Source organism: Streptomyces roseoviridis (assembly GCF_039535235.1).
In the GTDB taxonomy this organism is placed as follows: Bacteria; Actinomycetota; Actinomycetes; order Streptomycetales; family Streptomycetaceae; genus Streptomyces; species Streptomyces roseoviridis.
The window spans coordinates 4,664,667-4,679,002 of sequence record NZ_BAAAWU010000001.1; the positions used below are offsets into that span (position 1 = coordinate 4,664,667).

Below are 14,336 nucleotides of genomic sequence, written 5' to 3' on the forward strand. Positions count from 1 at the left end.
CCGTCTGCTCCAGGACGGGACACCCGGCGGACGGGTGTTCCGGCTCCTCGCGCGCTGGGTGCGCCGGCCGCTGCTGCCCGCCGTACGGCTGTGGCGGCGCAACCTCCAGGTGCGCGTGGTCGCGGGCACCCTGCTGATGTCGCTCGGCGTGGTGCTGCTCCTCGGCCTGGTCGTCATCGGGCAGGTGCGCAACGGCCTGCTCGACGCCAAGGAGAAGGCCGCGCAGAGCCAGGCGGCCGGCGGGTTCTCCGCCGCCCAGGACCGGGCCGCGACCACGCCGCCCGCGCCGGGCGGCCAGACCGGCGGCCGGACCGGAGCGTCGGTGAACTGGCGCTCCACGCTCGTCGAGCAGCTCGCCAGCGGCGGCCAGAGCGCGTTCAACGTCGTCGCGCTCTCCCTGGAGACCGGCGACACCGCGAGCCGTGGCGCCCGCGCCTCCGGTGAGGTCGACCCGACCACCAGCATCCCCGCCGACCTGCGGCACAACGTCGCCCAGGGCACCAGCACCTTCCAGACCTATGCCCGCATCCACTACACCAGCGGCAAGGCGTCCGAGCCCGGCCTCGTGGTCGGCAAGCGGCTCAACGACGCCGACGGCATCCCGTACGAGCTGTACTACCTCTTCCCGCTGACCCAGGAGGAGGACTCCCTCGCCCTGGTCAAGGGCACCCTGGCGACGGCCGGCCTGTTCGTCGTGGTCCTGCTCGGCGCCATCGCGTGGCTGGTGGTGCGGCAGGTCGTCACGCCCGTGCGGATGGCCGCCGGGATCGCCGAGCGGCTGTCGGCGGGACGGCTCCAGGAACGGATGAAGGTCACCGGCGAGGACGACATCGCGCGCCTCGGCGAGGCGTTCAACAAGATGGCGCAGAACCTCCAGCTGAAGATCCAGCAGCTGGAGGACCTGTCGCGGATGCAGCGGCGGTTCGTCTCGGACGTCTCCCACGAGCTGCGCACCCCGCTCACGACCGTACGGATGGCGGCCGACGTCATCCACGACGCCCGGGCCGACTTCGACCCGGTCACCGCCCGGTCGGCGGAGCTGCTCGGCGACCAGCTCGACCGGTTCGAGTCGCTGCTCGCCGACCTGCTGGAGATCAGCCGCTTCGACGCGGGCGCCGCGGCGCTCGAGGCCGCACCGATAGACCTGCGCGAGGTCGTACGACGGGTCATCGGCGGCGCCGAGCCGCTGGCCGAGCGCAAGGGCAGCCGGATCGTCGTCGTCGGCGACGAGCAGCCCGTCGTGGCCGAGGCGGACGCCCGCCGGGTCGAGCGGGTGCTGCGCAACCTGGTCGTGAACGCCGTCGAGCACGGCGAGGGCCGGGACGTGATCGTCCGCCTCGCCGCCGCCGGCGGGGCCGTCGCCATCGCCGTACGCGACTACGGCGTCGGCCTCAAGCCGGGCGAGGCGACCCGCGTGTTCAACCGCTTCTGGCGCGCCGACCCGGCACGCGCGCGGACCACCGGCGGTACGGGCCTGGGCCTGTCGATCGCGGTGGAGGACGCCCGGCTGCACGGCGGCTGGCTCCAGGCGTGGGGCGAGCCGGGCGGCGGCTCGCAGTTCCGGCTGACCCTGCCGCGCACGGCGGACGAGCCGCTGCGCGGCTCCCCGATCCCGCTGGAGCCGGACGACTCGCGGCGCAACCGCGCGCAGGCCGCCGCCGGTGCGGCCAAGGGCGCCGGGGCCGGGGACGGTGCTTCCGGTCCGGCCGGGCGGCTGGCGGCGGTCCCGGTCCAGCCTGGCGGGGACCGCCCCGCCCTGCCCGTACCGCCCCGGCAGATGCCGCGGGCGGCGGCGGATCCGACGGCCCTGCCGGGCAGCGGCGCCCGGGTGGTGGCCAGGCCCGCCGAGGGGGAGGGCGGCGACGGTGGTGAGGCGATGGCGTCGACGCGCGCCGAGCGGGAGGACGGAACAGGTGGGCGCTGACCTTCGAGGGAAGCGGGAGGCCCTGGGGCGGGGACGGTCGGTGCGCGGCACGGTGCTGCTGGCCTGCGGTTCGCTGCTGGTGGCCGGCTGCGCGAGCATGCCCGACAGCGGTGACGTGCAGGCGGTGAAGGCGTCCAACGCGGGTGACTCGCAGGTGCGCGTGTACGCCGTCGCGCCGCGCGAGAACGCCGACCCGGACGAGATCGTCGACGGCTTCCTGGAGGCCATGACGAGCGACGACCCCGGTTTCGCCACCGCACGGAAGTACCTGACGTCGCGGGCCGCCGCGACCTGGCGGCCGGAGGAGAGCATCACGGTGCTCACCAACGCCCCCGACCGCGACCAGGCCGACCACCTCACCGACCCCGAGAGCAAGGGGCGCACCTATCCCATCTCCGGGCGGCGGATCGCGACGGTGGACGCCAGCCGCGCGTACCAGCCGCAGGCACCGGCCGAGTTCAACCAGTCGATCCACGTGGTGCAGCAGCCGTCCGCGGACGGCAAGGGCAAGGAATGGCGCATCGACAGCCTGCCGAGGGGGCTGGTCCTCGGTGAGGCCGACTTCCTGCGCAACTACCGCTCCGTCAACAAGTACTACTTCGCCTCCGGCGAGAACTGGGTCGTCGCCGACCCCGTCTACATCCGGCAGCGGCAGGACCCGGTCACCCGCATGGACCCGGTCACCCAGACCGTCAAGGCGCTGCTCGAAGGCCCGACGGGCTGGCTGAGCCCCGCCGTCGACTCGCGCTTCCCGTCCGGTACGCAACTGCGCGCGGGTGTCCGGACGCTGACGACCGACGACCAGTCGACCCTGAAGGTCCCGCTCAACTCCAAGGCGGACCACGTCAGTGCCCTCGCCTGCAAGGGCATGGCGGCACAACTGCTGTTCACGCTCGGGGACCTGACGTCGGTACGGGTCGAGCAGGTCGAGATCCAGGGCAGCGACGGCAAGGCGCTGTGCCTGCTGGGCAAGGGCCAGGCCATGGACGAGTACTCGCCGGTGCGCGACCCGCGCCGCGGCGAGAACCCCTACTTCGTCGACGAGCACGGCAAGCTGCGGATGCTGTCGGTCGGCGGCAAGCAGCCCGACACGCCGGCCGAGGTGCCCGGGCCGTTCGGCAAGGGCGTCGCGCCGCTGCGGTACGTGGCGGTCGACCGCGAGGAGAGCCGGGCCGCCGGGATCCTCAACGAGGGGCGGGAGCTGCGCGTCGGCTCCATCACCGCGGACGAGGAGCTTCCGGCACCCGTGGTGACCAGCAGCGCGCTGCGGCCCGAGGACCGGCTGTCGGCGCCGAGCTGGGACGGGCGCGGCGACCTGTGGGTCGCCGACCGCAACCGGGTCAAGCCGCGCCTGTGGATGGTGCCGGGCGGCCAGGGCGAGCGGATCGAGGTCAGCACCCCCTGGCTGAAGGACGGCGCCCGCGTCGAGTCGCTGCGGGTCTCGGCCGACGGCGTGCGGATCGCCCTGCTCGTGACGAAGGACGAGCGCACCACCCTCCAGATCGGGCGGGTCGAGCGCTCCTACGTCGACGGGCGGCCGTCCGTCTCCGTCATGGACCTGCAGAACGCGGCGCCCCGCCTGGAGTCGGTCGCCGCCGTCTCGTGGGCCGGCCCCAGCCGGCTGGTCGTCGTCGGTACGGAGACCGGTGGCGTGCAGCAGGTGCGGTACGTGCAGACGGACGGCTCCACGTCGACCTCGTCGGTCCTGCCGGGCCTGAACGGGGTGACCGCCGTGGCCGCGCCGGGCGGCGAGCAGGCCCCGGTGGTCGCGGACTCCGACCAGGACGGCATCGTCCGCCTGGTGCCCGGCGCGAACTGGCAGCCCATGGTCAAGGAGGGCGGCCACCCGGTCTACCCCGGCTGACCGGTCCACCCCGGCTGACCGTTCTTCTCCGCCGGGCGCGTCCCGCCGCGCCCGCCGCCGGTGGTTGTCCACAGGGGTGGCCGCGGCCGGCCCGCAGGAGGAGAGTGGAGCCATGCGGGGGTGGTGGCGCGAGTTCGCCGGGTTGATGCTGCCGGTCTCCTGCGGAGGCTGCGGGAGACCTCGTACGGCGCTGTGCCCGCCGTGCGCGGCCGAGCTGAGCGGGACCGGGCCCCGCAGGGTGCGGCCGAGTCCCGAGCCGCGGGGGCTGCCCGTGGTGCACGCCGCGGTGCCGTACGAGGGCGCGGTCCGCGCGCTGCTCGTCGCGCACAAGGAGCGCGGCGCGCTGCCGCTGGCCCGGCCCCTGGGCGAGACGCTGGCCGCCGCCGTGGAGGCCGCCGCACGGCCCCTCGGCGCGACCGGGGACGTGCCCCTGCTCCTCGTGCCGGTGCCCTCGTCGCGGAGCTCCGTGCGGGCCCGTGGCCATGCTCCGACCCGGCGGATCGCGCTCGCCGCTGCCGGACGGCTGCGGCGGTCCGGACGGGCGGTGAGGGTGCTGCCGGTGCTGCGGCAGCGCAGGCCGGTGGCCGATCAGGCGGGCCTCGGGGCGCGTGGCCGGCTCGCGAACCTGTCCGGGGCCCTGGAGGCACGCCGGGACGGGGTGCGGCTCCTGGACGAGGCCGCTCGGGAGGGCGGACGGGTGGTGCTCGTGGACGACCTGATGACCACCGGCGCCTCGCTCGCGGAGGCCGCGCGGGCACTCGCGGCGGCCCGTCACCGCGTACACCGTCCGTTCAATCCCGGATTACCGGACAGTCCGGAGAGAGCGGCGGCGGACGCGCTATTCGAACAGCCTGTTGCGGCGGTAGTCGCATCTTCTCCCGCCTCGTTCGAAATAAACCGGAACTCCTGGGGAAGGTGCGTCGTTGCAGGTGATGAGAGGTGAGAACACCCGAATGGAGGTAAGTGGGGCCAGCGGGTGCCGACACCCCTCCGAAGGAGCTATGTTCGGTTGTGAGGAATGGCGAATGCCACGCCTCACCGAATACACGGGTGCGCCTACCGGACAGGAGTTCAGGGCGAATTCACCTCTGGTTCGTGGGATGGGGAGCCCGTCGGCGGGGGAGGAGGAGGTCAGGTCGCCAGTCCGAGACTCCGGTAAACGCCGGGGTCTGGTGCAAAAGGAGAAGCTCGCCGGCCAAGGCGCCGGACGGAGCGATCCGGGAACGGAGTTCTGCGTGGACATCGTCGTCAAGGGCCGCAAGACCGAGGTGCCCGAGCGGTTCCGGAAGCACGTGGCCGAGAAGCTGAACCTGGAGAAGATCCAGAAGCTCGACGGCAAGGTGATCAGCCTCGACGTCGAGGTGTCCAAGGAGCACAATCCGCGGCAGGCCGACCGGTCCGACCGCGTGGAGATCACCCTCCACTCCCGAGGCCCGGTGATCCGGGCGGAAGCGGCGGCAGGCGACCCGTACGCAGCGCTCGACCTCGCCCACGGCAAGCTCGAGGCGCGACTGCGCAAGCAGCACGACAAGCGGTTCACCCGCCGTGGCTCGGGCAGGCTGTCGGCCGCCGAGGTCGCCGACGTGGTGCCGGGCGTCGCCGCGCTCAACGGGAGCGGCCAGGTGGTGTCCGAGGAGACCGACGGTGTGCCCACCACGAAGATGGGCTCCCTGGAGGTCCAGGGCGAAGGCCCCCTGGTGGTCCGCGAGAAGACCCACAAGGCAGCACCGATGACGCTCGACCAGGCGCTCTACGAGATGGAGCTGGTCGGGCACGACTTCTATCTCTTCGTCGACTCCGACACCAAGCAGCCCAGTGTCGTCTACCGGCGGCACGCGTACGACTACGGCGTCATCCACCTCGAGAGCGACCCGCTCGCCGAGGGCGGCGGCGCGGGCGGTGCGCTCGGCGGCTGAAGCCCCGGCCGCAGACCGCACACCGCAGACCGCGACAACAACCCCACCGTCTCGACACACCGCAGACCATGAATCGGTGCCCCTGAAGCGCCCCCGGCGCTCCCAGGGGCACCCCTGCGCGACCGTACGCGCCCCCCGTGCGACCACGGGATCACCGCGCGGTCGCCGGGGCATGAAATCATGGCGTGCACGCCAACCGGTGCTCCCCGAGCAGTGGTTGGAGACCGAATGCGCATCAGTACAACGACTTCAGGCCACGGCCTTCAGGGGGAGGAACGATGGCGGACGGCTTCGGGCCGGTGCACGGCGGGCGAGAGCCCCACGGCACGGTGAATTCGGAGGTACCGGATTCGGCCACCGGCGCGACGCGGGACGAGCCGATCCGGGTTCTGGTCGTGGACGATCACGCCCTTTTCCGCCGCGGTCTGGAGATCGTCCTCGCGCAGGAGGAGGACATCCAGGTCGTCGGAGAGGCGGGAGACGGCGCCGAGGCCGTCGACAAGGCGGCGGATCTCCTTCCCGACATCATCCTCATGGACGTCAGGATGCCCAAGCGCGGCGGGATCGAGGCGTGTACCTCCATCAAGGAGGTGGCGCCCAGCGCGAAGATCATCATGCTGACGATCAGCGACGAGGAGGCCGACCTCTACGACGCGATCAAGGCGGGCGCGACCGGCTACCTCCTCAAGGAGATCTCCACCGACGAGGTCGCCACCGCGATCCGCGCGGTCGCCGACGGCCAGTCGCAGATCAGCCCCTCGATGGCGTCGAAGCTGCTGACCGAGTTCAAGTCGATGATCCAGCGCACCGACGAGCGCCGGCTCGTGCCCGCGCCCCGGCTGACCGACCGCGAGCTGGAGGTCCTCAAGCTCGTCGCGACCGGGATGAACAACCGGGACATCGCCAAGGAGCTGTTCATCTCCGAGAACACGGTGAAGAACCACGTCCGCAACATCCTGGAGAAGCTCCAGTTGCACTCCCGCATGGAAGCCGTGGTCTACGCGATGCGGGAGAAGATCCTCGAGATCCGCTGAGGCCCGCTGAGACCCGCTGAGGCCCGCTGAGGTGGTCCGACGGTGTCCGAGGGGGTCCGAGGGCGCTCTGAGGGCGCTCTGAGGCGCGCCGCGGACGGGCGGCCTCAGGCGAGGGCCTTCACCAGCTCGGGCGCGAGCTCCGGGGCGTCCACCCGCTCCACGGCCACCGCGTCGCAGCCCACCCACTCGGCGGCCTCGCGGAGCGCGCGCGCCACCGCGGGCACCGCCTTGGCGCTCTCCAGGGAGACCTGCCGGGCGACCAGGGTGCGGCCGTCGCGCGCCGGGTCCACCCGGCCGACCAGCCGGCCGCGGGACAGGACGGGCATCGCGAAGTACCCGTACACCCGCTTCGGCTTGGGCACATACGCCTCGAGCCGGTGGGTGAAGCCGAAGATCCGCTCCGTGCGGGCCCGCTCCCAGATCAGCGAGTCGAACGGCGAGAGCAGCGTGGTGCGGTGCCGGCCGCGCGGCTCGCTCGCGAGCGCGGCCGGATCGGCCCAGGCCGGTTTGCCCCAGCCCGCGACCGTCACCGGGACCAGGCCCGAGTCCGCCACCACCGAGTCGAACGCCTCCGTCTTGATCCGGTGGTAGTCGGCGATGTCCGCGCGGGTGCCGACGCCGAGCGCCTCGCCCGCCTGCCGTACGAGCCGGCGCAGGCACTCCCGGTCGTCCAGGTCGTCGTGGAGCAGCGCGTCGGGGATGGCCCGCTCGGCCAGGTCGTACACCCGCTTCCAGCCGCGCCGCTCGGTGACCACCACCTCGCCGTACATCAGGGCCCGCTCGACGGCGATCTTCGAATCGGACCAGTCCCACCACTCGCCCTTGTTCTTGGCACCGCCGAGCTCGGTGGCGGTCTGCGGTCCCTCCGCCCTGAGCTGCGCGATCACCGCCTCGTACGCGCCGTCCGCCAGCTCGTGGCCCCAGTGGGGGCGGTCGCGGTAGGCGCGGCGGCGGAAGGCGAACAGCGGCCACTCCTCGACGGGGAGGATGCAGGCGGCGTGCGACCAGTACTCGAAGGCGTGGCCCTCGGTCCAGTAGGCGTCCTCGACGGTGCGGCGGCCGACGGCGCCCAGGCGCGCGTACGGGATCAGCTCGTGCGAGCGGGCGAGGACCGAGATGGTGTCCAGCTGGACCTGCCCGAGGTGCCGCAGCACGCCCCTGACCCCGCCCCGCCGGTCGGGGGCTCCGAGGAACCCCTGGGCCCGCAGGGCGATCCGGCGGGCTTCGTCGGCGGACAGTTCGGCGGCGGGGCGAGGCGCGGCGATCGTCATGATCCGCACCTTAGAGCGCGGCACTGACAACGGGCACGGGATTCGCCACGAGAGGCCGCGCCGGCCGCCGCGCGCGGCACCGGGCGCCCGCCCCGCGGGCCGCGCGCCCGGCCTTCCGCCCCGCCCCGGGGCCGCGCGCCCGGCCTTCCTGCCCGCCCCGTCTCCGGCTCGGACCGCCGCCCCGGCCCGTCTCCGGCTCGGACCGCCGCCCCGGCCCGTCTCCGGCTCGGACCGCCGCCCCGTCTCCGGCTCAGGACTCCGCCCCGGCCTTCGCCGGCAGGTAGGGCAGCGGCGAGGGCAGGCCGAGGTCGGAGGGCAGCAGCGAGGCGATCCAGGCGTCGCGGGCCGTGCCCTTGTTGACCAGTCCGGCCCGCTCGACGCCCTCCAGGGTGAAGCCGGCCCGCTCGGCCACCGCGCGCGAGGGCGCGTTGCCGACCTCGGCGCGCCACAGCAGGCGGTGGACGCCGAGGGAGGTGAAGGCCCAGCGGGCCAGCGCCTCGACGGCCTCCGTCATGTAGCCGTGGCCGCGGTGCTCCTTGGTGCCCCAGAAGCCGACCTCCCGCACGCCCTCGCCCCTCGCGTGCAGGCCGGCGGCGGCGAGCAGCGGCCCGCCCTCCAGGGGCTCGACGGCGAAGGAGTACTCCTTGTCCTCCCGCCAGCCGTCCGGGACGAGGCGGGTGACGAAGAGCTCGGCGTCCGCGCGGGTGTAGGGCGAGGGCACCTGCGTCCAGCGCTGGATGTCGGGGTCCTGGCAGGCGGCGTCGACGGCGTCCACGTCGGCGGCCGTGAAGGGGCGCAGGCGCAGGCGGTCGGTGGTCAGGGTGATCGGCTCCATGACGGAATTGTGGTGACCCGCCCGGGCCCGTGCGAACACTTTTCGGGTGGGGCGGCACCTTCCGGCGGCCTCGTGCGTTCTCTGTGTACGGGAGGCGTCACGGGCGCGCGCGGGGCTCCGGCACTGCGGGCCTCCCTTCGCGAGGGCGGTCTCGCTTACGATGGCCGTTGCGGTGGGGACCACCTGCCGTGCCCGTGCCCGAGTCATGACAAGACCCAGTGCCAGGGCCCGATCGGCAAGGAGACCAGCCTCAGTGTCCGTCTTCCACAAGCTCATGCGTGCAGGCGAAGGCAAGATCCTGCGCAAACTGCACCGCATCGCGGACCAGGTCAACTCCATCGAAGAGGACTTCGTCAACCTCTCCGACGCCGAGTTGCGGGCGCTCACCGAGGAGTACAAGGAGCGCTACGCCAACGGCGAGAGCCTCGACGACCTGCTCCCGGAGGCGTTCGCGACCGTCCGAGAGGCGGCCAAGCGCGTGCTGGGCCAGCGCCACTACGACGTGCAGATCATGGGCGGCGCGGCCCTCCACCTCGGCTACGTCGCCGAGATGAAGACCGGTGAGGGCAAGACCCTCGTCGGCACGCTCCCGGCCTACCTGAACGCGCTGTCCGGCAAGGGCGTACACCTGATCACGGTGAACGACTACCTGGCCGAGCGCGACTCCGAGATGATGGGCCGCGTCCACAAGTTCCTGGGCCTGACCGTCGGCTGCATCCTGGCGAACATGACGCCGGCCCAGCGCCGCGAGCAGTACGCCTGCGACATCACGTACGGCACGAACAACGAGTTCGGCTTCGACTACCTCCGCGACAACATGGCGTGGTCCCAGGACGAGCTCGTCCAGCGCGGCCACAACTTCGCCTGTGTCGACGAGGTCGACTCCATCCTCGTCGACGAGGCCCGTACGCCGCTGATCATCTCCGGTCCCGCGGACCAGGCCACCAAGTGGTACGCCGACTTCGCCAAGCTGGTCACCCGCCTCACCCGGGGCGAGCCCGGCAACCCGCTCAAGGGCATCGAGGAGACCGGCGACTACGAGGTCGACGAGAAGAAGCGCACCGTCGGCATCCACGAGTCGGGCGTCGCCAAGGTCGAGGACTGGCTGGGCATCGACAACCTCTACGAGTCGGTGAACACCCCGCTCGTCGGCTACCTCAACAACGCGATCAAGGCCAAGGAACTCTTCAAGAAGGACAAGGACTACGTCGTCATCGACGGCGAGGTCATGATCGTCGACGAGCACACCGGCCGTATCCTCGCCGGCCGCCGCTACAACGAGGGCATGCACCAGGCGATCGAGGCGAAGGAAGGGGTGCAGATCAAGGACGAGAACCAGACCCTCGCCACGATCACCCTGCAGAACTTCTTCCGCCTCTACGACAAGCTCTCCGGCATGACCGGTACGGCCATGACCGAGGCGGCCGAGTTCCACCAGATCTACAAGCTGGGCGTCGTCCCGATCCCGACGAACAAGCCCATGCAGCGCAAGGACCAGCCGGACCTGATCTACCGGACCGAGGTCGCCAAGTTCGCCGCCGTCGTCGACGACATCGCGGAGAAGCACGAGAAGGGCCAGCCGGTCCTCGTCGGCACCACCTCGGTCGAGAAGTCCGAGTACCTCTCGCAGCAGCTCAGCAAGCGCGGCATCCCGCACGAGGTGCTGAACGCCAAGCACCACGAGCGCGAGGCCGCGATCGTCGCGCAGGCGGGCCGCAAGGGCGCCGTCACCGTCGCGACGAACATGGCCGGCCGCGGTACGGACATCAAGCTCGGCGGCAACCCGGACGACCTCGCCGAGGCCGAGCTGCGGCAGGCGGGCCTGGACCCGGTCGAGCACGTCGAGGAGTGGGCGGCCGCCCTTCCCGGCGCGCTGGAGCGGGCCGAGAAGGCCGTGAAGGCGGAGTTCGAGGAGGTCAAGGAGCTCGGTGGCCTGTACGTCCTCGGCACCGAGCGCCACGAGTCCCGTCGTATCGACAACCAGCTGCGCGGCCGTTCCGGCCGTCAGGGCGACCCGGGCGAGTCCCGCTTCTACCTGTCGCTGGGCGACGACCTGATGCGCCTGTTCAAGGCGCAGATGGTCGAGCGCGTGATGGCGATGGCGAACGTGCCGGACGACGTGCCCATCGAGAACAAGATGGTCACGCGGGCCATCGCGTCCGCGCAGGCGCAGGTCGAGAGCCAGAACTTCGAGACCCGCAAGAACGTCCTGAAGTACGACGAGGTCCTCAACCGGCAGCGCGAGGTCATCTACGGCGAGCGCCGCCGCGTCCTGGAGGGCGAGGACCTGCACGAGCAGATCCGCCACTTCATGGACGACACGATCGACGACTACATCCGCCAGGAGACCGCCGAGGGCTTCGCCGAGGAGTGGGACCTGGACCGGCTGTGGACCGCGTTCAAGCAGCTCTACCCGTGCAAGATCACGATCGAGGAGCTGGAGGAGGCGGTCGGCGACCGGGCCGGCATCACCGCCGAGTTCATCGCCGAGTCGGTCAAGAACGACATCCACGAGCAGTACGACGCGCGGGAGAAGCAGCTCGGCTCCGAGATCATGCGTGAGCTGGAGCGGCGGGTCGTGCTGTCGGTCCTCGACCGCAAGTGGCGCGAGCACCTCTACGAGATGGACTACCTCCAGGAGGGCATCGGCCTGCGCGCGATGGCGCAGAAGGACCCGCTGGTCGAGTACCAGCGCGAGGGCTTCGACATGTTCACCGCGATGATGGAGGGCATCAAGGAGGAGTCCGTCGGCTACCTGTTCAACCTGGAGGTCCAGGTCGAGCAGCAGGTCGAGGAGGTCCCGGTGCAGGACGCGGCCCCTTCGCTCCAGAAGGACGCCGTTCCCGCGGGCGCCGGCCGCCCGGAGATCCGCGCCAAGGGCCTGGACGCCCCGCAGCGCCCCGACCGGCTGCACTTCACCGCGCCGAAGGTCGACGGTGACGGCTCGGTCGTCGAGGGCGACTTCGCGACGGACGGCGGGGTGGACGCGGGCGACGGCATGACGCGTGCGGAGCGCCGCAAGGCGCAGAAGAACGCGGGCGGGCGCCGCCGCAAGAAGTAGCGGCTCCTGAATACCGCGTACCGCGTACCGCGTACCGCGTACTGAGGAAGGGCCGGTTGCCGTCGAGGCGACCGGCCCTTCCGCGTGGGCGTGGGCGGATGCCGGGGGCTGCGGTTCATCCGATCGGGTACGCCGAGGGGCACCTGAGAGGGGTGGGCCGGGTGCGACCTTCGGGGGGTCGTCGTCGGCGTGCCGAGGAGCGCGGGACGCGACGGTCGGCGGGCGCCGTTCCGCCGCCGCAGGGTGCGGCTCCGGACCCTCATGGGAGGGGCCGCGGCGCCGTCGCACAGGCAGGGCCTCTTCGAGGCGCCACGCCCCCACGGGGGCGCGCAGGCGTGGCGCCCTCCACGCGAGCGCGTTGTCGTGGGCTCGCGGTGGAAGGGCCCGCTCCACGTGCCCCTGCCCGGCCCGGTGCCGCCCCACGGGAGCGCCCGGCCGAGACATGCGGAAGGCCCCGTGCGACCGGACTTCGGTCGCACGGGGCCCGTGGGACGTCCGCGGGGGCCGGCGCGCGCGGTGCGCGCCGTCCGCCCTCGGAGGCTGCCCCGGAGGGCTCCGCCGCCCTGCTCCCTATCCCTGTCCCTATCCCTGTCCCTGTCCCGGAAGCCCGTCCAGTTCCACCGCGGCGCAGCGCCAGCGGCGGTCCGCGCCGCGTTCGAGGCGGAAGGCCATGGCGCGGACGCGGTCGCCGGTGGTGATGGTGGCGCAGGCTTCCACGGCGTCGGTGTGGCCCGGGAGGTGGGCGGAGCAGCGGCGCAGGACGGGGCGGGGGCCGGTGGAGCGGAGCGGGGTGGCCGGGGCGAGCCGGACGAGCTGCTCGTATGCCTCGCCGATGGTGTGGCCGAGCATCCAGTGGACCGGGCGTTCGCCGCTCAGGACGGCGAGCAGGCGCTCGGCGAACATGATGTGCGGCGGCTGGGCCCGCCTCGGTCCGGTGCTCGCGCGGCCGCGCGGGTGGGTGCCTGCCGGGCCGGCCGGGTGTCGGGTGTGCGTGGTCATGCGGGTCCCCGTTCATCGCGATGGGCCACCGACTACTCGCCGGTAACTTCGTCGGGGGATCTTGTACGAGCGCCACTCCCGCCCGGGCAAGAGCTGTGTGTCGCCGTACGCGTACACAGGGTGATTCACCTATCAGGGTGACCCGGGCCCGCGAGCCGCTCCGCGCGTATCCTGAGGGCGTCTCCGACTACGAAAGCGGCCTGCCATGCGCGTGTACGTCCCCCTGACCCTCCCCGGTCTCGCACAGGCGCACAAGGCGGGCGAGCTCGGGCCAGGGCCGCTCACCGCCTACGCCGTCACCCCCGCGCTGCGCGAGTGGTACGTCTCCGACGACATCGAGGAGCTGGAGTACGCCGCCCTCAACCGCGCCGCCGCCGCCTCGCTCCGGATGCTCGCGGGCGACCCCGAGGCCGCCCGGCGCCGGGTCGTCGTCGCCGTGGACGTCCCCGACAAGGACGCCGTCGTCGACCCCGACCGCGGGCTGGACGCGAGCTCCCTCGGCGAGGTCCGCATCGCCTCGGCCGTACCGCTGGCCAAGGCCGCCGCCGTGCACGCCGACGCGGACGACGCCGAGGCGGACGTCTCGGCCGCCGCCGACGCGCTCGGGGCCGCCGACCAGGGCGACGACGACGCGCAGTTCGTCGTCGACGGCGCCGAGGACCACGAGCTGCTCTGGTACGGCGTGCAGGAAATCCCGGGGCTGCTCGGCTGAACCTGCCGGTACCGTGGCTCTCCATGGGGAAGCACGCGAAGCACCTGGTCTGGGACTGGAACGGCACTCTGCTCGACGACATCGCCGCCGTCATCGGCGCGACCAACGCCGCATTCGCCGAACTGGGGCTCGAACCGATCACCCTGGAGCGGTACCGCGAGCTCTACACCGTGCCGGTGCCCAAGTTCTACGAGCGGCTGATGGGGCGCCTGCCCACCGACGAGGAATGGCTCGTCATGGACGACGCCTTCCACCGGCACTACTGGGTCAGGGCCGAGGTCTGCGGGCTCACCGCCGGCGCCGCGGAGCTGCTCGCCGCGCGGCAGGCGTCCGGGTTCACCCAGTCGCTGCTCTCGCTCGCGCCCCACGAGGAGCTGGTTCCGCTGGTGCGCCGGCACGGGATCGCCGAGCGGTTCGTCCGGGTCGACGGGCGCACCGACCGCTCCACCGACGGCAAGTCCGGGCACATGGTGCGGCACCTGTTGGCGCTCGGCGACGTGCCGGCCGAGCGGATCGTCGTCATCGGCGACGCGGCGGACGACGCCCGCGCGGCGGCGCACGTGGGCGCCAAGGCGGTGCTCTACACCGGCGGCTCGCACAGCCGTCGCAGTCTGCAGGCGGCGGGCGTCCCCGTCGTCGACTCCCTCGAAGAGGCCGTCGCCGTCGCGGAGGAGCTGGTCTAGCGGTCACCGCCGGGGCGGCGCCCCACCCGGCGCCCCG

11 protein-coding genes are annotated in these 14,336 nt (G+C 72.5%); 8 read left to right on the top strand and 3 right to left on the bottom strand.

The window, feature by feature from the left end; translation table 11 throughout:
- The first annotated feature begins 34 nt into the window (after nt 1-34).
- The 5 genes from mtrB to ABD954_RS21190 all read left to right on the top strand — a co-directional run bounded on the left by mtrB (nt 35) and on the right by ABD954_RS21190 (nt 6,738).
- Entirely contained in the window at nt 35-1,924 is a 1,890-nt protein-coding gene (mtrB, locus tag ABD954_RS21170) for an MtrAB system histidine kinase MtrB (protein WP_345487818.1), read from the top strand.
- Entirely contained in the window at nt 1,914-3,788 is a 1,875-nt protein-coding gene (locus tag ABD954_RS21175) for an LpqB family beta-propeller domain-containing protein (RefSeq protein ID WP_382745911.1), read from the top strand. The genes mtrB and ABD954_RS21175 overlap by 11 nt, the downstream gene beginning before the upstream one ends.
- Nucleotides 3,789-3,900: 112 nt before the next feature.
- Nucleotides 3,901-4,731: a ComF family protein gene (locus ABD954_RS21180; protein WP_345487820.1), complete on the top strand. Its 831-nt coding sequence runs from the start codon at nt 3,901-3,903 to the stop codon at nt 4,729-4,731.
- 292 nt (nt 4,732-5,023) lie between these two features.
- Nucleotides 5,024-5,704: a ribosome hibernation-promoting factor, HPF/YfiA family gene (gene hpf, locus ABD954_RS21185; protein ID WP_345487822.1), complete on the top strand. Its 681-nt coding sequence runs from the start codon at nt 5,024-5,026 to the stop codon at nt 5,702-5,704.
- A gap of 278 nt (nt 5,705-5,982) precedes the next feature.
- A complete protein-coding gene (locus ABD954_RS21190; RefSeq protein WP_345487824.1) occupies nt 5,983-6,738 on the top strand; it encodes a response regulator in 756 nt (251 codons plus the stop codon).
- Between the two features lie 104 nt (nt 6,739-6,842).
- On the opposite strand, the gene ABD954_RS21195 is transcribed toward ABD954_RS21190, so the two are convergent.
- Together ABD954_RS21195 and ABD954_RS21200 are read right to left on the bottom strand one after the other, a co-directional pair.
- Nucleotides 6,843-8,009 (bottom strand): winged helix-turn-helix domain-containing protein, encoded by a 1,167-nt coding sequence (locus ABD954_RS21195; protein WP_345487826.1) that lies wholly within the window; start codon nt 8,007-8,009, stop codon nt 6,843-6,845.
- A 250-nt stretch (nt 8,010-8,259) separates the two neighbouring features.
- On the bottom strand, nt 8,260-8,844 hold the full coding sequence (locus ABD954_RS21200; RefSeq protein WP_345487828.1) for a GNAT family N-acetyltransferase: 585 nt from the start codon (nt 8,842-8,844) through the stop codon (nt 8,260-8,262).
- Nucleotides 8,845-9,097: 253 nt separating this feature from the next.
- Here ABD954_RS21200 and secA point away from each other — a divergent pair, with 253 nt between their 5' ends.
- On the top strand, nt 9,098-11,905 hold the full coding sequence (gene secA, locus ABD954_RS21205; protein WP_345487830.1) for a preprotein translocase subunit SecA: 2,808 nt from the start codon (nt 9,098-9,100) through the stop codon (nt 11,903-11,905).
- A 582-nt stretch (nt 11,906-12,487) separates the two neighbouring features.
- On the opposite strand, the gene ABD954_RS21210 is transcribed toward secA, so the two are convergent.
- Nucleotides 12,488-12,904, bottom strand: coding sequence for an Rv3235 family protein (locus tag ABD954_RS21210; protein ID WP_382745913.1), 417 nt, complete (start codon nt 12,902-12,904; stop codon nt 12,488-12,490).
- A 205-nt stretch (nt 12,905-13,109) separates the two neighbouring features.
- Here ABD954_RS21210 and ABD954_RS21215 point away from each other — a divergent pair, with 205 nt between their 5' ends.
- A complete protein-coding gene (locus ABD954_RS21215) occupies nt 13,110-13,616 on the top strand; it encodes a DUF6912 family protein (protein WP_345487832.1) in 507 nt (168 codons plus the stop codon).
- A gap of 23 nt (nt 13,617-13,639) precedes the next feature.
- Nucleotides 13,640-14,299 (top strand): HAD family hydrolase, encoded by a 660-nt coding sequence (locus tag ABD954_RS21220; RefSeq protein WP_345487834.1) that lies wholly within the window; start codon nt 13,640-13,642, stop codon nt 14,297-14,299.
- Nucleotides 14,300-14,336: the final 37 nt, after the last annotated feature.